We start from the raw sequence: 23012 nt of genomic DNA on the forward strand, positions 1-23012 counted from the left end.
CTTGGGCCGTCGTAAGACCGTGACGGAACGACATTTCCGCCGGCCCGCAAAGACGGACGGCGCGGGGTGCGGCAGGGCTGCAGGATCGGCGACGACGGGGGTGCGACATTGTTGCACCGCAACGGAACCGCGAAATGCGCCACCCTGTCACATCTCTTTCACGGTGCCACGCTATTCAGGGCACCCCGAACCGGCCCCTGGCGGGCGGCCCTTCCCGGGTCGACCGATCCAGAGGTCCAACAAAAAGGCCGCGGACGACAGGGCGATCCGCAGGCCGGGAGGATTCGGCCCGGGGATCACGCGACTCCGAGCCGCTATCCGATTGAGGAGCTTCTCCAATGGACCGTGTTACCGCGCCCGCCACCCCCGACTTCGGCAAGAACGGCTCATCCGCCATGATCGAGAACGTCACCTTCGAGGAAATCCAGATCGGCCAGCAGGCGAGCCTGTCGCGGCGTCTGACCATGTCCGACATCGAGCTGTTCGCCACGGTGTCCGGCGACATCAACCCGGCGCATCTCGACGAGGAGTATGCGGCGGACAGCCAGTTCCACAAGGTGATCGGCCACGGCATGTGGTCGGGATCGCTGATCTCCGCCGTCCTCGGCACGCTGCTGCCGGGACCGGGCACGATCTACATGGGCCAGGACCTGCGCTTCAAGCGCCCGGTGGGCCTGGGCGACGTCATCACCGTGACGGTCACCGCCAAGGAGAAGCACGGCGAGAAGAACATCGTCGTCTTCGATTGCGTTGCCCGCAACCAGGACGGCAAGGAGGTCGTCTCCGGCCTCGCCGAGGTGATCGCGCCGACCCGCAAGGTCCGCCGCGCCGCGCACGAGCTGCCGCAGGTCCAGGTCATCCGCCACGACGGCCATGACGAACTGCTCGGCAAGACCGAATCGCTGCCCCCGGTGCCGACCGCGGTCGTCCATCCCTGCGACGAAAGCTCGCTGAAGGGCGCGGTCGAGGCCGCCGAGGCCAACCTGATCGACCCGGTGCTGATCGGCCCGGCCTCCAAGATCAAGTCGGTCGCCGAGGCCCACGGGCTGGACATCAGCCGCTACCGCATCGTCGACGTGGCGCACTCCCACGCGTCGGCCGAGACCGGCGTCCGGCTGGCCCGCTCCGGCGAGTGCGAGGCGGTGATGAAAGGCAGCCTGCACACCGACGAGCTGATGGCCGAGGTCGTCCGCAAGGAGACCGGCCTGCGCACCGGTCGGCGCCTCAGCCACGTCTTCGTGATGAACGTGCCGACCTACCCGCGCACGCTGCTGATCACCGACGCGGCGATCAACATCTACCCGACGCTGGAAGACAAGGTCGACATCGTTCAGAACGCCATCGACCTCGCCAAGGTCCTGGGCGTCGAGACGCCGCGCGTCGCCATCCTGTCGGCGGTCGAGACGGTCAACCCGAAGATCGCCTCGACGCTTGAGGCGGCCGCGCTCTGCAAGATGGCCGACCGCGGCCAGATCAAGGGCGGCATCCTCGACGGCCCGCTGGCCTTCGACAACGCCATCAGCCTGGAAGCCGCCCGCACCAAGGGCATCGTGTCCGAGGTCGCCGGCCAGGCCGACATCCTGCTGGTCCCCGACCTTGAGGCCGGCAACATGCTGGCCAAGCAGCTCTCCTTCCTGGCGAACTCCGACGCCGCCGGCATCGTTCTGGGGGCGCGCGTGCCGATCATCCTGACCAGCCGCGCCGACAACGTGCGCACCCGCCTCGCCTCCTGCGCCGTGGCCGTCCTGGCCGCCGCCGCCCGCCGCCGCGGCGCCGCCGCCGCGGCCGAGTGAGAGGGGCGACCGTCATGAGCAGCCAGAACGCGGGTGGCGGCGACGCCATCCTGGTCATCAACGCCGGCTCCTCCAGCCTGAAATTCTCGGTCTTCCGGGAAAGCGGGGCGGGGGGGCTGCGGGTGGCGATCAACGGCCAGATCTCCGGCATCGGCACCGAGCCGAAGTTCGAGGCCAAGGACGCCGCCAAGCGCCCGCTGGCCGAGCGGGTCTGGGCGGCGGGCGAGCCGTCGGACCGCACCGCCCTGCTGGCCTTCCTGCTGGAATGGATCGAAGGGCGGCTGGACGGGGCGAAGCTGCTGGCCGCCGGCCACCGCGTCGTGCATGGCGGCACCCGCCACGCCGCCCCGGTGCTGCTGACCCCGGCGGTGATGGAGGAGCTGGAAAGCTTCATCCCCCTGGCGCCGCTGCACCAGCCGCACAACCTCGCCGCCATCCGCGCGCTGGCCGAGGCCCATCCGGAGCTGCCGCAGGTCGCCTGCTTCGACACCGCTTTCCACCGCGGCCAGCCCTGGCAGTCGCAGATGTTCGCCATCCCGCGGGAACTGACCGACGAGGGGGTGCGCCGCTACGGCTTCCACGGCCTGTCCTACGAGTACATCGCCCGCCGCCTGCCGGAGCTGGCGCCCGAGCTGGCGGACGGCCGCGTGGTCGTCGCCCATCTCGGCAGCGGCGCCAGCATGTGCGCCATCCATGCCGGGCGCAGCGTGGACAGCACGATGGGCTTCACGGCGCTGGACGGGCTGCCGATGGGCACCCGCTGCGGCAACATCGATCCTGGCGTGCTGATCTATCTGATGCGCCAGAAGGGCATGGGCGCAGACGCCATCGAGAAGCTGCTCTACAACAAGTCGGGGCTTCTCGGCGTGTCGGGCCTGTCGAACGACATGCGCGCCCTGCTGGACAGCGGGGACCCGCAAGCCGAGGAGGCGGTGGAGCTGTTCTGCTTCCGCATCGCCAAGGAGACGGGCGCGCTCGCCGCGTCGATGGGCGGCATCGACGCGCTGGTCTTCACGGCCGGCATCGGCGAGCGCTCGGCCCCGGTGCGGGCGCGGGTGGGCGACAAGCTGGCCTGGCTCGGCGTGGTCCTCGATCCGGCGGCGAACGAGGCCAACGGCCCGCTGATCTCCGCCCCGACCAGCCGCATCCCCGTCTACGTCATCCCGACCGACGAGGAGCAGATGATCGCCCTGCACAGCCGCAAGGCGCTGGAGACCGCCTGACCCGCGGTCCGTTTGGTGACGCTGAATGAAGAAGGCCCGCCGTTGTGACGGCGGGCCTTCCTTTTGCGGGGGAGAGCGGTCTGCGATTACAGACCTTTCCAGAGCTTCAGGTACTCGATCAACTTGCGCGTGTGAATCGGCGGCGGCTGGTGGAAGCGGGCGACCAGACCGGCCTGCTCGTCCATCTTCACGACGACGCCCCGGCAGGCGAAATCCGAATGTTCCTCGCCAAGCCGGAAGAGGATGCGGAAGTCGAACTGCTGCTTGGCGATCAAGTCGCCGTCATAGGGGCGGATGCGGAAAGAACCGAGGACGAATTCCTCCGGCACATATTCGTGGCTATCGATCCGGATGGTCGGCGGATTGGCGGGGCGTTCCTTGGCGGAAGACGGGGAAGCCGCGGTGGATTTGCCTCGTCCGCTCAATTTCGACAACCACGACATGGCGGCGCAGGCCCCTTCCAGACAACATCGTGACAGAACTGCAATTATCCGGAGTTTCGGACCAATTTCCTTTAATAATGGTTAAGGGTGATCCGCCGGGGCGAAGGACATGATTTTTCATGCCAGAACCGGCACCGCTGCCCAATGGTGAGTGGTTTTGTCGCATGTTGCGCCGTCATGGCAACCATGACGTTGCTTTGCGGCGGCTTCGCTCGTCGGTTGATGGGAAAGTGATTACCTTTTTCAACACTTGATGAGCAAGTCTGTGGACAGACTTCGGCCGTTTCGGCATTTCGCAGATGCGGCATTTTTCGCAGATGCAAATGGACAACGAAGTGAGGCGCGAGCCGACGACGAGGCGCGGCACGGCGATCCAATCAAAGAAAACAGCCGCCCCAAAAGAAAAAAGCCGCCGCGGTCTTCCAAAACATCGCACTTGGAGGAGGAAAGCCATGATGCACCGCAACATCGGGGATCTGTTGAACCGCCGCCGCGTGGTCAGCCTTCCGGCGGGGGCGTCGGTGCGGGATGCCGCGCGACAGATGAAGGCCGCCCATGTGGCGTCCGTCGTGGTCACCGCCTCCATCAACGAACGGATCGAGGGCATCTTCACCGAGCGCGACCTGACCGACCGCGTGGTGGCCGATGGGCTGGACCCGGATCACACACCGCTGTCGGAGGTGATGACCCCGTGCCCGGTCACCGTGGCCCACGACATCCCGGTGGGCGAGGCGTTGCGCCGGATGGCCGACCATGGCCTGCGCCATCTGCCGGTCGTCCGCGACGGACACGTCATCGGCGTCGTCTCCATGCGTGACTTCATGGGCGAGGAGCTGATGCTGATCGAGCACGAGCGGGAGATGATGGACAGTCTGACCGAAGTCATGATGTGAACGCGCGCAACGCCTCCCGCGCCTTTCCGGGCGGTGCGGGAGGCGTTGCGCGGTTCCGTTATCCCACCCTCTAGCCCAGCTTCTTCAGGGCAGTCTCGACCTTATCGATCTTGGTCTCGGCCTTGGTCAGGGCCGCGTGAGATTCCTTCAGGCCGTCCAGGGACACCTTCGCCTCGGCGAGCAGCGGGCCGAAGTCGGGGTCCTTGTCGGAGACCATGGACGGGAAGGACTTGCGGGTGCCGGTGATCTCGTTGGCGGCGGCGAGGATCTCCTTCTTCGCCTGGGCGGCCTGCTGGCGCACCTGGGTGATGTAGAAGGTTGCCGTCTTGATCGACGCCGCCCGCTTGTCGTCTTCCGTCGCGTCGTCGGCGACCATCTGCTCCTGCTGCGCGCGGTCGGCCTGCCCGCCGACGTCGCGGGCGATGTTGTCATAGAAGGCGTCGGCGTCGCGCGCGCGCTTGGCCAGCTTGCGGCAACTCGCCAAATAGGTGGCCCGCAGGTCCAGGGCACCCTTCAGCGCCTGGGCGGCCTCCTTGACGATGCCGGCGGCCTCGGTGGCGGCCTCGGCGGTGTCGTCCTTCAACTGGTCCAGCTTCATGACGATGGCGTCGGCCCGGTCGAAGGCGCCCTGGGCCGGGTCGCGCCCGCCATACTGCTTGGGGTCGAGCTTCATCTTGGCGACGGCCGCCTTGGCCTGCGAGAACAGCTTGGCGGCCTGGGCGGCGGTCGCGGCGACCTTTTTGGCCTGGGCGTCCACCGTCTTGGCCGCGGCCTGGACCGCGGCGGCCTGGGCCTTCGCCTCCTTGGCGTTGCCGGCCCCCTGCGCCTCCAGCACGTTGCGCAGCGCGAGGTCGGCGTTGGCGGCGGCCTGATCGAGAAGCTTGATGTCGGCGTTGGTGGTCTTCAGCAGACCGTCGATCTGCACCGCGGCCTTGTCGGCGATGGCGCGGGCGGCCTTGCCCTGCTCCTCCGCCTCCTTGGCCTTCTCCGCCTCGGCGTCCTCGCGCATCTCGGCGATGCGCTCGTTGACCGCCACGCCGGCGCGGCGCCCGATGTCGTCCAGCGCCTGCCCGAGCTTCTTCAGCTCCGCCGCGATGGTCGCCACGCCCTCGGCCTTGGCCGACTTCTCCAGCGTCGTCTGATAGGCGGTGGCGCTCTTCACATAATCGAGCAGCGCCTTCTCCAGCGCCTTGGCGTCGGTCTTGCCCAGGGCGGTGTCGAGCGCCTTGGTCACGTCCTCCAGCCCGGACTTGTGGAAGACGCCCATGAACTTGGCGCTCGGCTTCTTCTTGCCGGTGGCGGTTTCAAAAGCCGTCTTGGCGGATTTCCAGTCGCTCGCGAATCCCATGGCGTTCCTCCCCGGATTGGACGGCGGAACGATGGGCCGGTCGGTGTGGGCCGACAATCCGGGATGGGTCCATTGCGGATGGGTTCGGGAAACGTTTCACGGGGGTGATTCACAGGGCGCGGGCCGGGGCGTAGACTGGGGCGGTTCGTCCCTGGAACTTCCTGGCGTGAGGAAGGCGATGTTTCTGCCGTCCATCCACGATTTCACCATCGAAGCCGCCGACCCCGCCCATTACGCGGCGCTGGACGGCGACTGGTCACTGGCCGTCGCCGACGTGGTGGCGAGCACCCGTCTGGCCGGGGAAGGGCGGCACCGCGACGTGAATTTCGTGGCCGCCGCGGTGGTCGCCGTCCTGTCCGAAGCGGTGCGGGAGCCGGAGCAGGCGCCGGCCTGCCAGTTCGGCGGGGACGGCGCCATCGCCGCGGTTCCGCCGGGCCGCCGGGCGGCGGCGGAGCAGGCGCTGGCGGCGCTGGCCCATTGGGCGACGACGGAGATGGACGTGCCTCTGCGCGTCGGCCTCGTGCCGGTGCGGGCGCTTCTCGACGAGGGGCTGGAGGTGCTGGTCGCCCTTCAGGACTTCGGCAACGGCGACGCCTTCGGCCTGTTCCTCGGGCGCGGGGTCGCCGCGGCGGACGCCTGGGTGAAAGCCGATCCGCGCTGGCGGCTCGAGCCGCGGCCCGGTCCGCTGACCGGGCTGGAGGGCGTGTCCTGCCGCTGGAACCCGGTGAACAGCGGACGCGGCGTGATCCTGTGCGTGATCGTCGACCCGCTGCCCGGCGGCGGACCGGGAATGCCGGTGCTGGCCCGGGTCCAGGCCGACATCGAGCGGATCGTGCCGACCGCCACGGCGGCGCCGCTCGGCATGGGGGAACGGCTGGCGGTGCGCTGGCCGCCCTCCTGGCGGTCGCTGTGGCTGGAAGCGCGGACGCGCCCGCGCGGGCGGCGGCTGGCCTGCGTCCTGTCGCTTCTCGGAAAATCCGCCCTGCTCGCCGCGATACTGGGCGGCGGGTGGCGGGTCGCCGGCTTCGACCCGGACCGCTACCGCCGCGGCATGGCCGAACGGTCGGACTTCCGCAAGGCGGCGGGCGGGCCGCGCCTCGTCCTCGACGTGACGGAGGCGGAGGCGGAGGCCATCGAGGCCATGCTGGCCGACCACGCGGCGGCCGGGCGCATCCGCTACGGCACGGCGCGGGCGGCGGCCTCCACGGTGACCTGCCTGGTCGGCGACCTCGCCGCCGACCGGCACGTCCATTTCGTGGATGGGGCTGACCTCGGCTTCTGGCGGGCCTCGGTCATGCTGAAGCGGATGCCGGAGCGGGTCCCGTCCGGTCAGTAGCTCCCGCGGCTCAGCAGGCGGCGGCGGGATTCCGCCTCGTCCACCGTGACGATCTCGGTGCCGACCGGCCACAGGGCCAGCAGGGCGAGCTTCAGATGCGCCCAGGCGAAGGGCAGGCCGATGATGGTGATGGCGAGGCCGACCGCGGCCACCAGATGGCCGAGCGCCAGCCACCAGCCGGCCAGCACGAACCACAGGATGTTGCCCAGCGTGCCGAGCAGGCCGGTGCCGACGTCCTCGCGGCCACGGAACTCATCCCGGCGGACGGCGGTTTGTCCAAAGGGCAACAGGGTGTACCAGGCGATCGTGAAGGCCGATCGCGCCCACGGAATGCCGACGATGGTGACGACCATCAGAACGGCCGCGAGGAGCCATCCCGCGGCCATCCAGATGCCGCCGGTCACCACCCACAGGATGTTGAGAAGAAGGCTGAGGAAGGGCATCGGGTGTTTCTCCTTTTGCCCGCACATGTGGGGATGGTGGGCGGCTTCGCCCAGAGGAGGGATCGGCGAAAGTGGCGCATCGAAAGATTCACCCCCTCCCGGCTTCCGGCGGCTTGAATGCCCTCCGGAAAGGCCACAGATCGAACGAGGGGCCTTTGAGCAAAAAGCGGTTCCGCAGGGAACCGGGGTCCGCGCCGCACGCCATCCAGGGTATCACCGGATCGGAGGCCGCATGAACGAGGTCCAGAACCACGAAGAGACCACCGACGCCGCCATTATGGGCGACGACGCCGAGAGCATGGCACCGGTGGTCACCGCCATCCTTGGCACCGCCATCGCCGCGGCTGCCAAGCGCGCCGGCACCGCCGACGTCGCCCACGGGGTGATCGCGGGTTTGCGCCTGCTGCGCTCCGCCGCGGAGTCGGAGGCCGGCTACACCATGGGGGCGGCGATCGACACCGCCATCCGCACGCGCCTTCTCGTGGAGAATCTGTCGGCCCTGCGCACCACCGGGTCCGCCCCGGCGCCAGTGCCGCTGCCCGAACCGGGGCCGGGGGTGGCCATCGCGTCGGCCATCTTCGTCAGCGCCGCGGAATCCTGCCTGACCGTCAACGCCCATGCCGAGGACAACGGGCCGCTGGAGATGGCTGTCTTCGCCTTCTCCACGCAGTTGATCCAGCAACTCGGCGGGTCGCCGGACTGGCGGGACCTGATGCGCGAACTGCACCGTCCGTCGCAGCCGCGCGACGATCGTCCGGTCGAGGCGCTTCCCGACGGCAACACCATTCACTGACGTTTCCGGTCACCGACCGTTCCAATTCTTGTGCAGGGTTCGCCGATAATGGCGGAACTGCACAACAATTGGGGTAAAAACCTGCGATTTTCGGGATTTGTGGCCACCGTTCGCGCCATTTCGGGCCTTTTTATGGTACGGGACAAGGCTGCGAACCCTCCATTAGGCTCCCTGTCAATCGGCGGAGACGATCTCCGCACAATGTTCGGGAATCGGGGAGCGGAGCCTTGACCATACACAGCAGCGCCGGGCGGCCCGCGGGAGCCGCGTTCGGCATCGTGCCGTCGTCGCCCGGCGAGGCGCCAACCGCACGCTGCGGCGCATCGCGGGAGGTGGGGCCGGGCTGCGTCGTCGCCGGCGATCCCGCCGGTCGGCGGATCATCCTGGTCCATGCGGCGTCGAGTGAATCCAGAGCCTGGACCCGCCTGCTGCGCGCCGTTCCGGCGGGGCAGGAATGGGTGGCCGTGCCGCGGCCCGATCCGGCGCCGATCAACGGCGCCTCCCGGCTGCGCGGCGGCGACCCCGGCGTGCCGGCGGCGGCGCTGCGTCCGCTTCTGGCGCTCCGCCGCTCGCGCAAGCCGCTGCTGATCGGCTGCGGCAGCGGCGTTCCGGTAGCGTTGCGGGCCGTGCTGGATTTCCCGGAGCTGGTCGGCGGTCTTCTGCTGATCGACCCGATGACCGAGGAGGCGGCCCGGCCCGGCGTGCTTCGCCGCATCGCCGCCCGCATCCTGCCGCCGGTCGCCCGCGACAGCGCGGCGGAGCTTCAGGCCATGGCGCCCACGCTCGACGCGGTTCGCGTGCCGGTCACGCTGGTGCAGGGGAAGGACATGCCGGACGGCTTTCCCGGCGCGTCCTTTCTGGAGCAGCGCCTGACCGGCTGCCGCAACCTGACCGTGGTGACCGTTCCCGGCCAGCAGGTTCTGCCCGCCAAGCATGAATCGGCGATCCGCGGCGCCCTGGCCGCGCTGGTCGCCTCGGTGGAGCGGGGAGGGGCCTGAAAGAAGGAGACCGGGAAGGGCGTCCGGTCAGAGACCGTTCGCCGTGATGGCCGCCTGGGTCCGGTTGCGGACGCCGAGCTGGCGCAGGATCGCGGTCACATGCACCTTCACCGTGCCTTCGGTCAGGCCCAGCTCGTGCGCGATCTGCTTGTTGGACTTGCCGTCGCGCAGGCGGTTCAGCACGTCGCGCTGGCGCGGGGTCAACTGGTCGCCCGTTCCATCGGCCAGGGTCCCCAGCGGATCGGCCTCCCCCGCGCCGTTGCCGGCGTGCGGCGCGCTGTCGGTCATCCGGTCGCCGCGGATCGCCTGTTCCGGCAGATAGACGCCCCCGGCCAGCACGAGCTGCAGGGCACCCATCAGCACCTTCGCGCTGCTCGACTTCGGGATGAAGCCGGCGGCACCGTTCTCCAGCGCGGCCAGAAGGTCCGACCGCTTCTCCGATCCCGACACCACGACCAGAAGCGCCTTGGGAAGCCGCTGGTGAATCTCGCCGAGCAGGGAGAAACCATTCCATCCCGGCATGCCGAGATCCAGAAGGATCAGGTCGAAGGCGATGGCGCCGTCGCACAGGCGGCGGACATCGTCGAAGGTCCCGGCCTCGTGGAACACCATGCTGTCGTCCGACTGGGCGAGCAGGCGCCGCAGCCCGTCCCGGAACAGCAGGTGATCGTCGGCAAGCAGAACGTTCAGGGTCGGCTTTTCCGCGCTGGATTCCATGATGCTCATCGTGTCGGGGCTGCGATCCAAACAAATTCGGAGCGTATTGCCGAAATAGCCATCATCATTTCGAGGCGGAAGAGGGCCTTTTGTCCTATGGCGCACCACCTATGGCATGTCGCTGCATCCTAAACGGGTGCTCCGGACGCGACAACGCCGGCCGCAGGATGGCGCGGCCGGCGTTGTCGGTGCCGGGGAAGCAGAACCGCAAGGAGGCGTCGTCAGACCACGTTGGCGCTGACCCCGGCGGCTTCCGCCGGCTGGTCGCCGATGCCGTTGTTCAACGCCCAGATCGCCGCCTGGGTGCGGTTGGAAGCGTTGATCTTGCGCAGCAGGCTCTTCAGATGGACCTTCACCGTGGCCTCCGTGATGTGGAGGTGGTTGGCGATCATCTTGTTGGAGTTGCCGTTCAGCAGGCAGCGCAGGATCTGGATCTCGCGCTGGGACAGGCCCTTGCGGCGGGCCGGGACCTCGGTCGCCAGCTCTTCGCTGCGGCCGTTGATCAGCAGCTCGGCGAGGTGGGTGGGGAACACTTTCTCGCCCATCATCACCAGCTTCAGCGACTGCATCAGCGCTTCGCAGGCGATGTCCTTCATCAGGTAGCCGTGGGCGCCGGCGCCGAGCGCGCCCGACAGGCGGCGGGTGCACAGGTCGGTGGTCAGGATGACGACGCGGATGCCGGGGTGGCCGTCGCGCAGGGCGCGGAGCTGGTCGGCCTCGTCCTCGCCGCCGTTGATGAGGTCGATGAGGACCAGGTCGGGCTGGGTGCCCGCCGCCTCGACCGCGGGGACGCCTTCGCGCAGGGTGCCGGCCTCGCCCATCACCTTGAAGGGCGTGTTTTCGAACAGACGCTTCATGCCTTCGCGGAAGAGCTTGTTCGCGTCGATCAGGAAAACGTTCACGGGGTCCATTGTTCCTACCCGCCCTCTGTTTGTTTCAATTCGGTCGTTCGTCTGGCGCCTCCGTGGACATCCGGTCCGGGGGGAGGGCCGCTCTCCGCGGCTGTCCGTTTGGTTCCGGGGTGCCACGATCTGATTGGACCTTACCCCGGATTTGCGGAACAGAAAATTTCCCCAAAGGAAAAATTATGTCTCGCAATGGGCATATGCCCTAAGCCGAAATAAGACAAACCGTCCGACGAACCGTTCACGAACGTCCAACGTGGAATAATCAATCGGTCAAAAATTCAGTTCAGCCTGTGATTTGTCTGTGACTGAAGATGATTTTTGGGCTCCTCTGGCCGATGTGACTTTGGGCTATTGTGATAAGACCAGCGCTATGGTGTGCGGCATAGTGCCGATCACGGGTATCCCGGCGCATAGGCCTAGTCCCATGCCGATTGGCGGAGCGCCCCGGCCGTTCCGTCAAGGGAAGGGGTTCGATGCGCCGGGGGGCGTGCTATATACGGTGTCCTCTTTCGATGAAGGGCGTCTCCCGACCGCGGGGGAGCCCACCCAGGAAATCCGGTGCCGCATGTCCGATCCCTACGCCTACGACGATCCGCTGGGCCATGATCCCCTCAGCCACGCGGGCGCCCCGGCCCCCGCGCCGGCGCAGCGTTTCGCCTATCTGGACGGGCTGAACCCCGTGCAGCGCGAGGCGGTGGAGGCTCTGGACGGCCCGGTTCTGGTGCTGGCCGGCGCCGGCACCGGCAAGACGCGCGTTCTGACCACCCGGCTGGCCCATCTGCTGATGACGCGCCGCGCCGCCGCCTTCCAGATCCTGGCGGTGACCTTCACCAACAAGGCCGCCCGCGAGATGCGCGAGCGCGTCGCCCATCTGGTGGGGATCGAGCCGGAAGGCTGGTGGCTGGGCACCTTCCACGCGCTGGCCGCGCGCATCCTGCGCCGCCACGCCGAGCTGGTGGGGCTGAAGTCCAACTTCACCATCCTCGACACCGACGACCAGATCCGCCTGATCAAGCAGCTTCTGGAGGCGGCGAACGTCGATTCCAAGAAGTGGCCGGCGCGACAGGTGCTGGGCGTGATCGAGCGCTGGAAGGACCGCGGCCTGACGCCGGACCGGCTGAACGATGGCGACGGCGGCGACGTGGCCGGCGGGCGCGTGGTGGCGCTCTACCGCGCGTACCAGGAGCGGCTGCGCACGCTGAACGCCTGCGACTTCGGCGACCTCCTGCTGCACAACATCACGCTCTTCCAGAAGCACCCGGACGTGCTGGCGGAATACCACCGCAAGTTCAAGTACATCCTGGTGGACGAGTATCAGGACACCAACGTCGCCCAGTATCTGTGGCTGCGCATCCTTTCGCAGGCCCACAAGAACATCTGCTGCGTCGGCGACGAGGACCAGTCGATCTACGCCTGGCGCGGCGCGGAGATCGGCAACATCCTGCGCTTCGAGGCCGATTTCCCCGGCGCCAAGGTGGTCAAGCTGGAGCAGAACTACCGCTCCACCGGGCACATCCTGTCCGCGGCCTCCGGCCTGATCGCCAACAACAAGGGGCGGCTCGGCAAGACGCTGTGGACCCAGGCGGACGGCGGCGAGCCGGTGCGCGTGCGCGGCGTCTGGGACGGCGAGGAGGAGGCCCGCTGGGTCGGCGACGAGATCGAGGCGCTGCAGCGCCAGGGCGTCTCGCTCGCCCAGATCGCCGTCCTGGTCCGCGCCGGCTTCCAGACCCGCGAGTTCGAAGAGCGCTTCATCACGTTGGGCCTTCCTTACCGGGTGATCGGCGGCCCGCGCTTCTACGAGCGGCAGGAGATTCGCGACGCGATGGCCTATCTGCGCGTCGTCAACTCGCCCGACGACGATCTCGCCTTCGAGCGCATCGTCAACGTGCCCAAGCGCGGCGTCGGCCCGGCGGCCCTGCAATGCCTCTATCAGGCGGCGCGCTCGCGCGGGATGCCGCTGACCGAGGCCGGCTGGGCGCTGACCGAGACGGACGAGCTGAAGCCCAAGGTGCGCGGCGTGATGCGCAACCTGCTTCAGGACTTCTTCCGCTGGCGCACCCTGTCGGCGACCATGCCGCACACCGAACTGGCGCGCATGGTGCTGGACGAGTCCGGCTACACCCGCATGTGGCAGGAGGACAAGACGCCCGAGGCGCCGGGCCGGCTGGAGAACCTCAAGGAACTCATCACCGCCATGGCGGAGTTCGAGAACCTGTCGGGCTTCCTGGAGCATGTCGCGCTGGTCATGGAGAACGCCGAGGCCGCCGGAGTCGATCAAGTCACGGTGATGACCCTGCACGGCGCCAAGGGGCTGGAGTTCGACATGGTCTTCCTGCCCGGCTGGGAGGAGGGGGTGTTCCCCAACCAGCGCGCGCTGGACGAGACCGGCATCGCCGGGCTGGAGGAGGAGCGTCGCCTCGCCTATGTCGGGCTGACCCGGGCGCGCAAGCGGGCCTACATCAGCCACGCCGCCAACCGGCGGCTCTACGGCAATTGGGTCAGCGCCATCCCCTCCCGCTTCGTCGACGAGATCCCCGGCGGCGACGTCGAGGCGGAGGCGGCGAGCGGCCTCTACCCCGGCGGCAACGCCGGCAATGGTTTCGGCGGCGGCTTCGGCGGGGGAGGGAGCTTCCGCGACTCGTCGAGCTATGCCGCCTTCCGCGCCGGCCAGCAGGCGGCGGGCCGCCAGCAGCCCCCGTCGCCGCGCACCATCACGCTGGACAGTGGCTCCTATCAGGTCGCCCCGCGCGCCCGTCCAAACGCGCCCTTCCCGAAGGGGGCGCGGGTGTTCCACCAGAAGTTCGGCTACGGCACCGTCACGGCGGTCGACCAGGACAAGCTGGAGATCGACTTCGATCAGGCCGGCAGCAAGAAGGTGATGGACAGCTTCGTGGTGCCGGCCGAGAAGGCGGGCTGAGGATGGTGGATTGCTGAAGGCAGGGTGACCGATTGCCGCAGCGCCCCGTTGCGGTGACGATCGTCACAGGCCGGGCGGCGGCGTTCGGCTACTGGTGGGGTCCAGACAGCGCGCCCACAGCCAGGGAACCCGCCCAGTGTTCGGCAAGAGCAGCACCGAGTTCGAGGTCCAGATCCGCCGCGAGGGCCGCTGGACCATCGAGGGGACCTACGACGACGAGCGCCGGGCCCTGGCCTCCGCCCGCAGTTGGCTGGCGGTCAGCGGGGTGGAGGAGGTCAAGGCCATCAAGTTCCGCTCGCTGGCCGGGCTGTCGCTGGAGACGGTGATCTTCCAGAAGGCCGTTCCGGTGGTGAAGGACAAGCCCATGGCGCTGGGCGGCACCGCGGAGGGCGCGCCCTACTGCACGGCCCCCGGCGATCTCTACGGGTTCGAGTCGCGGGTGGTCACCGGCCGGCTGCTGCGCCCCTTCCTCGACAAGTTCCGCATCACCCCGACCGAGCTTCTCCATTCCTGGACCTACCTGCGCAAGCTGGACGAGCAGGGCCTGCTGCTCGGCGCCGCGCTCCAGGCGGTGGCCCGCCACCACGCGGACCGCCATGGCGTCGCCGTGCCGGCGCGGGCGCGCGAATTGCGGGCCTTCGCCGACGTCGTAATGGCGCGCGCCCGCGACTTCCAAACGGAGCGCAAGGCCCTGCCGGCCTTCGATCCCGCCGACCTGTCCTGGTCCAGCCGCGCCCTCGCCGCCGCGGTGGGGGAGGAGGGGCACGACTTCGCCTTCCTCAGTCAGCTCACCGTTCATCTGGCCGACCGCAACGCGCTGGCCGGCAAGCTGGAGATGCTGCTCGACCTGATCGGGCCGGACGTGGAGCCGCGGCACCTCGCCCTGCTGGACGGGGTGATGGCCGACGCGCTGGGCTCCGCCGAACTGGTGAAGGAGCTTCTCGGCGCGCAGCCGAACCTCGCCCTCGGGCTGTGCGCTCTGGCCGACCTGATCCTGGGCCGCGACCCGCAGCCGAAGAGCGAGCCGGTCAGCCCGCTGCTGGCCCATGTCGGCGCGCTGATCGTCCAAGGACGTGCGCCGTGCTGCCGGTCCGTCCTGCTGGAGCGCATCCAGCACTCGCTGAACGGCACCCAGCCGCTCGACCGCCGCGACCCGAGGAAGGAGGCGCTGCTGGCCGACCACCTCGCCACCCACCTGCGCGATCCGCAGGGGCGCCTGCTCGGCGGCGCCGAGGTGGAGAAGGCGCTGGCCCGCCGCCTCATCCGCCACCGTCAGGCGATCCTGCGTGAGCAGGGGATGCACGACATCGCGGACCGGCTGTCGGGGCGGTGACTCCGCCGGCCTTGCCTCACGACGCCGGCGGCGACCAAGCCAGTTCGGTCAACGGCTTGTCCCGCCGCAGCGATTCGTAGACCGCCGTACCCTTCTCGCGTTCCGTCTCGCACAGCATCATCAGCACGTCGGAATCGGCGCTGGCCGATGTGCAGACCTTCGAATCCCGGCTGCAGGTCGGTCGCGGGTGCGGCGCCCGCCAGTATCCGGGTTGAGCCTTCCGCGCCGCCTCCAAAAAGGCCGTCGCCAGCTTGGCGCTTTCCGCCTCGCTGCCGTCGTTGCGCACCGTGAACAGCGGCGAGTGCACCCCGCTCGCGAACAGGCCTGAACCGGTCACCTGGGCCACGCAGAAGCGCTCGCGCACCGGCGCCGCCGGCAGGACAGGCGCATCGGCATACACCGCGTCCGGCGGCAGCGCCGGGGTGGTGCTGGTGATCGGGCCGACGATCAGCTCGCGCAGCTCGCGGGCGCGCCACAGCTTCACCAGCACGCTCTGCCCGCTGGGCACCGCGCCCAGCGCGCGGCGCATCTGCACCGCGTCGTCCACCGCAACGCCGCGCACCTCCAGGATCACGTCGCCCGCCCGTATGCCCGACCGTTCGGCCGCCTTGCCCGGCATCAGTGCCGTCACCACCAGACCGCGCGGCGATTCCAGCCCCACCGCCTGCGCCACTTGGGCGGTCAACGGGACCACCGCCGCCCCCATCGCCCCCTGCGGTTCGCGCGTCGCTGCCGGTGCCGCAGCGGAACCGGCCGTGCCGGGCCCGGCGGTGTCCGCCGCCGGGCAGCGCTGTTCCGCCATGAGTTGCCGCACCGCGGTGATATGGATCAACTGCGCTTGGCGTTCCCTGCCACCCAACGTGGGCAGCGGGTCGTTGTAGGCTTTCAGCAGCGCCTCCAGCGTCGGGCAGTTCGTGCCCCGATAGGCGGCAGCGACATCGGCCGTCATCGACGCCTCCGATCCGGACGCCGAACTCGCCGCCCCGACCGCCAGCCCGACCGGATCAAGCGCGCAGCCCGACAGCATCGCCGCTCCCGAAACCGCCACCAGCGCCGCCATCCATGCCCTGGCCGCTTTGCAAACGCGCTGCATCAAGCCCGTCTCCCCATGTGCCCACAAAGCAGCTCTTGCGGACCCCTCGGTCCGCTTATCTCCAGGTGCAGTGTGCACGCTCAAAAGTGGTAAGAAAAGCGGCGGCAAGCCTGTGCCGCGCATTCGTCGGTCAAAACGTCGCACGCTGCGGTCGATCCAGCCCGGCCAGCCCGTTTCCGAATGCGGCATCCCTGTGCGGCGGCGGGGACATGTGTCCGGTTGCGGGAAATCCTGGCTGCAGGAAATCTTTGTGTCTCGGCGTCTCTGTGGTTAAGTCTCCCACCAGACAACGACCACCCCATCATCGGCGACCTTTCCCATGTCCTCCTCCAAGCTCTGGCGCATCGCGCTCGTCATTCCCGAAGCCCACGCCCCCGCGTTCGCCGAGGCGATTGGCGATCATGCCGACGCGGTGTCCACCTTCGAATTGGAGGAGCACGGCGACTGGCTGGTCGAGGCGACGGTCTACGGGCAGCCGGACGAGCCGCGGCTGAACGCCCGCGTCGCCGTTCTGGCCGAGGCCATGGGCATCCCCGAACCCAAGCTGATCGTCGAGGAACTGCCCCTCATCGACTGGGTGTCGCACAGCTACCAGGGCTTTCCGCCGATCCAGGCCGGGCGCTTCTTCGTCCACGGCTCCCACCATGAGGGCATCGTCCCGGCGGGCAGCATCCCGCTGCTGGTCGACGCCGCCACCGCCTTCGGCACGGGCGAGCATGGCTCCACCAAAGGTTGCCTGATGGCCCTGGACCGGCTGGCCCGCCGGATGAGCCTGCCGCGTGCCGGCCGGGGCGGGGCGCTCGACATGGGGTGTGGCTCGGGCATCCTGGCGCTGGCGGTGACCAAGCGCTGGCGGGTGCCCGTCACCGCCGTGGACATCGACCCGGAGGCGGTGCGCGTCACCCGCGTCAACGCCGCCCTCAACGGGGTGAAGGCCCGCATCCGCTCGCAGGGCGGCGACGGCTACCACACCGCCATCGTGGGCAAGCACAAGCCTTACCGCCTGATCACCGCCAACATCCTGGCCCGTCCGCTGGCCCGCATGGCCCCGCAGCTCAAGCGTCATCTGCAGCGCGGCGGCGTGGCCGTCCTGGCCGGCCTGCTGAACCGGCAGGAGCGCCACGTCATCCAGGCGCACCGCACGCAGGGCCTGCATCTGGTCTCGCGCATCCCGGTCGGCGAATGGACCACCCTTGTGGTGAAGCGCCCGAAGCGGAAGGCCGTAAAGGGCTGACGCCTCTGGATTTCGGTCCTCCCGTCGCCATCTCCTTTCGGACAGATGGACGACCCGTGGAGGACCGATGCTGAACCGGATCAGGGCGCTGTTCCAGGAGAACGACCCCGGCGACGACCGCCACAGGCTGGAGGCCGCCGCCGCCGCCCTTCTGGTCGAGGCCGCACGCACCGACAACACCATTTCCCCGGCGGAGCGCGAGCGCATCCTCGACGTCACCCGCCGCCACTTCCATCTGAGCGAGGAAGAGGCGCAGGACCTGCTGTCCGCCGCCGTGTTCGACACGGATGGCGCCTCGCCCTACTACCGCTACGTGACGGTGATCAACGACCACTGCCCGCCGGACAAGCGGCTGTGGATCATCGAGATGCTGTGGGAGGTCGCCTACGCCGACGGCGAGCTGAACGACCTGGAGGCCAACCTGCTGCGCCGCATCGGCGGCCTGCTGCATGTGCCCGACGTTGATCGCGGCCTCGCGCGCAAGCGTGTCCTGGAGCGGCTGGGCCTGCCCGACGATTCGGGGCTGTAGAGGGTTCGGTCTTTCACGCGGCTATGCCCTTTCCCGCGCTTGCGCGGTGCATCGTCCCTGCCTAGCCTGTCGCGGTCGGCTTCACCGGATGAGGATCAGCCCCCGTGTCCAGCGCTTACCGCGGCGACGAAACCCTGGCGCAGCTTCTGGCCCAAGCGGGCCTGCCCCAAACCCCCGCGGAAATCCGCAGCCTCGTCGCCGGGGTGCTCGCCGCGCCGGAGGGCGAGGACCCCGACGGCTGGATGGTCCTGGTCGGGGCGCGGCTCCCGGAGGACCTCGCCGGGCAGCTCCGCGCCCTGAAGGCCGAGTTGGCGGAACGCCTGCCCACCGCGGCACCGGATTACGCCGCCCGCATCGCCGCCCTGCGCGGCGTCCTGGCGCGCGCCGAGCTGGACGGCTTCATCGTGCCGCGCGGCGACGAGCACCAGGGCGAGTATGTGCCGCCGCGCGCCCAGCGCCTCGCCTGGCTGACCGGCTTCACCGGATCGGCGGGCCACGCCATCGTGGGGCGGCAGCGCGCCGCCATCTTCGTGGACGGGCGCTACACCCTGCAGGTCCAGGCGGAGGTGTCGGGCGACCTCTACGAATACCGGCATCTGGTGGACGACCCGCTGACCGAGTGGGCGGGGGACGCGCTGCCGCGCGGCGGACGGCTCGGCTACGATCCATGGCTGCACACCGCCGGCTGGGTGGAGCGCACCCGCCAGCAGTTGGAGCGCATCGGCCTGTCGCTGGTGCCCTGCCCGGACAACCCGGTGGACCGCGTGTGGACGGACCAGCCGCCGGCCCCGCTGGCTCCGGTGGTCGCTCAGGACCACGTCTTCGCCGGGGACAGCGCCGCCGACAAGCGCGCCCGCATCGCCGGCGACCTGACGCGCAACGGCATCGGCGCCGTGGTGCTGACCCAGCCCGATTCCATCGCGTGGCTGCTCAACCTGCGCGGCGCGGACGTGCCCTGCACACCGCTGCCGCTGTCCTTCGCGATCCTGAAGGACGACGCGCAGGTGGACCTGTTCATCGACCGCCGCAAGCTGGCGCCGGGCGTGGAAGCGCATCTCGGCAACCAAGTCGCCGTGCGCGCGCCGGAGGAGCTGGGCGCCGCGCTCGACGGGCTGGGACGCGAGGGGCGCAAGGTGATGGCCGACCCGGCGAGCACCTCGGCCTGGATCTTCGACCGGCTGCACATGGCCGGCGCCAAGCTGGAGCGCGACCCCGACCCCTGCGCCCTGCCCAAGGCCTGCAAGAACGAGGCGGAGCTGGCCGGCACCCGCGCCGCCCACATCCGCGACGGCGCGGCGCTCGTCCGCTTCCTGCATTGGCTGTCGCAGGAGGCGCCGTCGGGCACCGTGACGGAGATCGCCGCGGCGGACCGGCTGCTGGCCTTCCGCCGCGCCAACGACCGCTTCCGCGGCCTCAGCTTCGACACGATCTCCGGGGCGGGGCCGAACGGCGCCATCGTCCATTACCGGGTGTCGGAGGAGACCGACCGCCGGCTGGAGCCGGGCAGCCTGTTCCTGCTGGACAGCGGCGCCCAGTATCAGGACGGCACCACCGACGTGACGCGCACCATCGCCATCGGCGCGCCGACCCCGGAAATGCGCGAGCGCTTCACGCTGGTCCTCAAGGGCCACATCGCGGTCAGCACGGCGCGCTTCCCGCGCGGCACCACCGGGTCGCAGCTCGACACGCTGGCCCGCCTGCCGCTGTGGTCGGTGGGGCTCGACTACGACCACGGCACCGGCCACGGGGTGGGCAGCTACCTGTCGGTGCATGAGGGGCCGCAGCGGATCTCCAAGGTGCCGAACAGCGTGGCGCTGCAGCCCGGCATGATCCTCTCCAACGAGCCCGGCTACTACAAGACCGGCGCCTACGGCATCCGCATCGAGAACCTGATCGTCGTGCAGCCGCTCGACCTGCCCATGGCGGAGCGGCCCATGCTGGGGTTCGAGGTGCTGACCCTGGCGCCCATCGACCGCAATCTCGTCGAGCCGGCGCTGCTGACCCAGGCGGAGATCGCCTGGCTGAACGCCTACCACACCCAGGTGCGCGAGACGCTGGAGCCGCGGCTCGCGGGCGGGGCGGACGCCGCCGTGGCCCACTGGTTGAGGCAGGCGACCTCCCCGATCATCGATTGATGGGAAATGGGCCGGGATGTACCTTTGTCGGCGGCTGGACGGCGCATGAGGCGAGAATCAGCCCGTGCGTTCGCCTGTGAATTCTGGCAAGGTCCCCACCCGGCGCAGGGGTATGTCTGTTCGGACCGCCGCCGGACGCGCGTCCATGCCTTCGAGCGATGCCCCATCGCGTCGGGGCGCGGCGGAAATTCGGCGGTCTTGGTAACCCGATATTTACGGGCGTACGTCACTGTGGCCGTGAGGGATGACTTTTCGGCAGACTTAAGGCATCACAGTCGGACCAGACCGACCTCGGCGCACGCCACGCAGCGCCGGGCGGGCTGAACGCCGGGCCGGGGCCTAGCAACGGAAGAATGCGGAGACGCGTAGATGAAGATCCTTGTCGTCGATGACTACGCCACCATGCGGCGCATCGTGCGGAACCTCCTGACCCAGATCGGCTACACGGACATCGACGAGGCCGGCGACGGCGTCTCGGCCCTGCAGAAGCTGCGCGAGAGCAAGTTCGGCCTCATCATTTCCGACTGGAACATGGAGCCGATGACCGGCCTGCAGCTCCTCAAGGAGATCCGCGCCGATGCCAAGCTCGCCTCGACCCCGTTCATCATGGTCACCGCCGAAAGCAAGACCGAGAACGTGATCGCCGCCAAGCAGGCCGGTGTGAACAACTACATCGTCAAGCCTTTCAACGCCGACACCCTGAAGCAGAAGATCCAGGCCGTCATCGGCGGGTAAGGAGTGGTTGGGTTGGATCAGCTTCCGCAGCTTTCCGAGGAAGAGTTCGACCAGATCGAGGAAGCGATCGCCCGCACCACAAAGGGGCGAGCCTTCCTGCGCCGCTTCCACCGCCGGGCCCATGGGGCCGCGGCGGAGGAGGTGCGCAAGATGCTGCTGGAGTTCCGCAGCTCCTGGCATCAGCAGAGCGAGGTGGTGGAAGCCTCCAAGCACGTCGAGGTGCTGCGGCGCGAGCTGATGGAGATGGCTGCCTCCATCGAGCAGGCACGGCGCGAGGTCGCGGCCCTGCGTCCGCCCGACGCCGGCGGCGACAAGATCACGTCGGCGACCAACGAGCTGGACGCCATCGTCATCTCCACCGAACGTGCGTCCTTCGAGATCCTGAACGCCGCCGAGCGGCTGATGGACCTGTCGGGCAAGCTGAAGGCGGAGGGCGCCGACCCCGGCCTGTGCGCCGAGATCGAGGGGGAGGTGACGAACATCTTCACCGCCTGCTCGTTCCAGGACCTGACCGGCCAGCGCACCAGCAAGGTGGTCAACGCGCTCCGCTACATCGAGCAGCGCGTCAACGCGATGATCAACATCTGGGGCGTCGAGAAGCTCGCCGGCATCCAGATCTCCCATGAGAACACGGACACACGGCCGGACGCCCATCTGCTGAACGGCCCCCAGCTCGACGGCCTCGGCGTCAGCCAGGCCGACGTGGACAGCATGTTCGACAGCCCGGCGATGGCGGCACCGCCTCCGCCGCCGGCTTCCGAACCGCCGCCCGCTCCGCCTCCGGCCTCCGCCCCGGCGGCCCAAACGGGAGCCAAGGCGAGCCAAGCCGACATCGACAGTCTGTTCGACAGCCCGGCCCCGGCTCCGGCCGCTCCGGCGAAGGCGAGCCAGGCGGACATCGACAGCCTGTTCGACAGTCCGGCTCCCGCCGCGCCGGCTCCCACCCCGGCTCCCGCTGCGGCCCCCGCCGCCAAGAAGCCGGTGCCGAAGCCCGCCTCGGCGGCCAAGCCCGCCCCGAAGCCGGTTGCCAAGCCGGCGGCCGCCCCGCCGCCCGCGGCGGACGAGCCTCCGGCGCCGCTGGATCAGGCGGCCATCGACGCCCTGTTCGGCTGACCTCACGGTCAACGAGACGGTTCGGCGTCGGATTTGTGAAGAGTTGCCGCCGCTCCAATCGGCTGGCGAATTGGGACGTGAAGTTTGTTATGACGATCGTCGCCCGCCGGGCCGATGCCGGCCTTGGCGGGCAGTCCTGACCAGACGGGCCGGCGAGCGCGGATGCCCCGGCCGTCCACTCGGAAAGAGGCGCAGCCCGCATGAGGAATCTATCGAAACCCTTCATGGCGGAGCTTCAGAAGGCCCGTCGGACCGGCAACCCCTATCAGGCGGTGGTGGATGACGCCGCCGCCCTGGCGCCGGCGCTGGCGTCGCTGCCGTCCGGCCCGGTCACCGTGGACAACAGCGACGTCATCCGAGCCATCAGCGACCTCGGCGCGAAGCTCGATCGCTTCCTGACGATGGACGCCCAGCAGATCGACCAGATCCAGGTCGAGATCGCCGACATCTCGGGCCGGATCAAGGCCACCAAGGTCGAAATGGCGGCGATCCGCCACCCGCTGGCCGGCGACGACAAGTTCCAGCAGGCGTCGCAGGAGCTGAGCGCCGTCGTCTCGGCGACGGAGGCCGCAACCAACACCATCATGGCCTGCGCCGAGGAGCTGGAGGAGGTCGTTCACGAGCTGAAGTCGTCGCTGCCGGAGGGCTATCACGCCGATCGCGTCAACGACATGAACGACGTGATCGTCCGCATCTACGAGGCCTGCAACTTTCAGGACCTGACCGGTCAGCGCATCACCAAGGTCGTTCGCGCCCTGTCCTTCATCGAAGAGCGCGTCGACGCGATGATGAGCCACTGGAACAAGCGCGAGTTCGAGGCGATGCCCCTGCCGCCCACCGTCACCAAGATGGATGAGACGCTGGAACTGCACGGCCCCGCCGACCATCAGGAGATGGGCAACATCAGCCAGGCCGACATCGACGCGCTGTTCGGCTGAGCGGTTTCCTGCTCCGGCCCCCGTTCCGGCCCTCGTTCCGGCCCCTGTCCCGGAGCGTCCGGCCGCGTCACGGCGGCGAGGTTCGAAATT

General features: G+C 69.0%; 20 protein-coding genes. 14 read left to right on the forward strand and 6 right to left on the reverse strand.

Going from position 1 to position 23012, the window contains the following annotated elements; translation table 11 throughout:
* Positions 1-338 precede the first annotated feature (338 nt).
* Both H0B54_RS02625 and H0B54_RS02630 read left to right on the forward strand, forming a co-directional pair.
* Entirely contained in the window at positions 339-1793 is a 1455-nt protein-coding gene (locus H0B54_RS02625) for a bifunctional enoyl-CoA hydratase/phosphate acetyltransferase (RefSeq protein ID WP_425489994.1), read from the forward strand.
* A gap of 14 nt (positions 1794-1807) precedes the next feature.
* Complete coding sequence (locus tag H0B54_RS02630; protein WP_188259108.1) at positions 1808-3016, forward strand: acetate/propionate family kinase; 1209 nt, start codon at positions 1808-1810, stop codon at positions 3014-3016.
* An 86-nt stretch (positions 3017-3102) separates the two neighbouring features.
* Here the strand turns inward: H0B54_RS02630 and H0B54_RS02635 are convergent, their stop codons facing one another.
* A complete protein-coding gene (locus H0B54_RS02635; protein ID WP_246472233.1) occupies positions 3103-3441 on the reverse strand; it encodes a hypothetical protein in 339 nt (112 codons plus the stop codon).
* Between the two features lie 470 nt (positions 3442-3911).
* Here H0B54_RS02635 and H0B54_RS02640 point away from each other — a divergent pair, with 470 nt between their 5' ends.
* Complete coding sequence (locus H0B54_RS02640) at positions 3912-4352, forward strand: CBS domain-containing protein (protein ID WP_188259109.1); 441 nt, start codon at positions 3912-3914, stop codon at positions 4350-4352.
* A 70-nt stretch (positions 4353-4422) separates the two neighbouring features.
* Here the strand turns inward: H0B54_RS02640 and H0B54_RS02645 are convergent, their stop codons facing one another.
* Positions 4423-5700, reverse strand: a complete 1278-nt coding sequence (locus H0B54_RS02645; RefSeq protein ID WP_188259110.1) for a hypothetical protein — start codon at positions 5698-5700, stop codon at positions 4423-4425.
* A 178-nt stretch (positions 5701-5878) separates the two neighbouring features.
* Between H0B54_RS02645 and H0B54_RS02650 the strand changes: the two genes are divergently transcribed.
* Positions 5879-7036 (forward strand): DUF3095 family protein, encoded by a 1158-nt coding sequence (locus H0B54_RS02650; RefSeq protein ID WP_188259111.1) that lies wholly within the window; start codon positions 5879-5881, stop codon positions 7034-7036.
* On the opposite strand, the gene H0B54_RS02655 is transcribed toward H0B54_RS02650, so the two are convergent.
* The gene (locus H0B54_RS02655) at positions 7030-7479 is read right to left on the reverse strand and encodes a YccF domain-containing protein (protein ID WP_094301941.1); all 450 of its coding nucleotides are present in this window, start codon (positions 7477-7479) and stop codon (positions 7030-7032) included. The genes H0B54_RS02650 and H0B54_RS02655 overlap by 7 nt on opposite strands.
* Before the next feature lie 232 nt (positions 7480-7711).
* Between H0B54_RS02655 and H0B54_RS02660 the strand changes: the two genes are divergently transcribed.
* Entirely contained in the window at positions 7712-8272 is a 561-nt protein-coding gene (locus tag H0B54_RS02660) for a hypothetical protein (RefSeq protein WP_188259112.1), read from the forward strand.
* A 227-nt stretch (positions 8273-8499) separates the two neighbouring features.
* The gene (locus H0B54_RS02665; RefSeq protein WP_188259113.1) at positions 8500-9270 is read left to right on the forward strand and encodes an alpha/beta fold hydrolase; all 771 of its coding nucleotides are present in this window, start codon (positions 8500-8502) and stop codon (positions 9268-9270) included.
* A 27-nt stretch (positions 9271-9297) separates the two neighbouring features.
* Here H0B54_RS02665 and H0B54_RS02670 read toward each other — a convergent pair whose 3' ends face one another.
* Together H0B54_RS02670 and H0B54_RS02675 are read right to left on the reverse strand one after the other, a co-directional pair.
* Positions 9298-9960, reverse strand: coding sequence for a LuxR C-terminal-related transcriptional regulator (locus tag H0B54_RS02670; RefSeq protein ID WP_188259198.1), 663 nt, complete (start codon positions 9958-9960; stop codon positions 9298-9300).
* A gap of 248 nt (positions 9961-10208) precedes the next feature.
* Complete coding sequence (locus H0B54_RS02675; protein ID WP_014241248.1) at positions 10209-10898, reverse strand: LuxR C-terminal-related transcriptional regulator; 690 nt, start codon at positions 10896-10898, stop codon at positions 10209-10211.
* Between the two features lie 562 nt (positions 10899-11460).
* On the opposite strand from H0B54_RS02675, the gene H0B54_RS02680 reads away from it, so the two are divergent.
* Both H0B54_RS02680 and H0B54_RS02685 read left to right on the forward strand, forming a co-directional pair.
* Entirely contained in the window at positions 11461-13812 is a 2352-nt protein-coding gene (locus H0B54_RS02680) for an ATP-dependent helicase (RefSeq protein WP_188259114.1), read from the forward strand.
* A gap of 136 nt (positions 13813-13948) precedes the next feature.
* Positions 13949-15145, forward strand: coding sequence for a hypothetical protein (locus tag H0B54_RS02685; RefSeq protein WP_188259115.1), 1197 nt, complete (start codon positions 13949-13951; stop codon positions 15143-15145).
* Between the two features lie 16 nt (positions 15146-15161).
* Here H0B54_RS02685 and H0B54_RS02690 read toward each other — a convergent pair whose 3' ends face one another.
* Complete coding sequence (locus H0B54_RS02690; RefSeq protein WP_188259116.1) at positions 15162-16238, reverse strand: S1C family serine protease; 1077 nt, start codon at positions 16236-16238, stop codon at positions 15162-15164.
* Positions 16239-16557: 319 nt separating this feature from the next.
* Between H0B54_RS02690 and H0B54_RS02695 the strand changes: the two genes are divergently transcribed.
* The 6 genes from H0B54_RS02695 to H0B54_RS02720 all read left to right on the forward strand — a co-directional run bounded on the left by H0B54_RS02695 (position 16558) and on the right by H0B54_RS02720 (position 22922).
* Entirely contained in the window at positions 16558-17472 is a 915-nt protein-coding gene (locus tag H0B54_RS02695) for a 50S ribosomal protein L11 methyltransferase (RefSeq protein ID WP_188259117.1), read from the forward strand.
* A 67-nt stretch (positions 17473-17539) separates the two neighbouring features.
* The gene (locus tag H0B54_RS02700; protein WP_188259118.1) at positions 17540-18001 is read left to right on the forward strand and encodes a tellurite resistance TerB family protein; all 462 of its coding nucleotides are present in this window, start codon (positions 17540-17542) and stop codon (positions 17999-18001) included.
* A gap of 104 nt (positions 18002-18105) precedes the next feature.
* Positions 18106-20136: a M24 family metallopeptidase gene (locus tag H0B54_RS02705; RefSeq protein WP_188259119.1), complete on the forward strand. Its 2031-nt coding sequence runs from the start codon at positions 18106-18108 to the stop codon at positions 20134-20136.
* A gap of 369 nt (positions 20137-20505) precedes the next feature.
* Positions 20506-20871, forward strand: coding sequence for a chemotaxis response regulator CheY (locus H0B54_RS02710; RefSeq protein WP_014241240.1), 366 nt, complete (start codon positions 20506-20508; stop codon positions 20869-20871).
* A gap of 3 nt (positions 20872-20874) precedes the next feature.
* Complete coding sequence (locus H0B54_RS02715; RefSeq protein ID WP_188259120.1) at positions 20875-21984, forward strand: protein phosphatase CheZ; 1110 nt, start codon at positions 20875-20877, stop codon at positions 21982-21984.
* Positions 21985-22184: 200 nt separating this feature from the next.
* Positions 22185-22922, forward strand: a complete 738-nt coding sequence (locus H0B54_RS02720; RefSeq protein WP_188259121.1) for a protein phosphatase CheZ — start codon at positions 22185-22187, stop codon at positions 22920-22922.
* Positions 22923-23012 lie beyond the last annotated feature (90 nt).

Source organism: Azospirillum tabaci (assembly GCF_014596085.1).
Lineage (GTDB): Bacteria > Pseudomonadota > Alphaproteobacteria > Azospirillales > Azospirillaceae > Azospirillum > Azospirillum tabaci.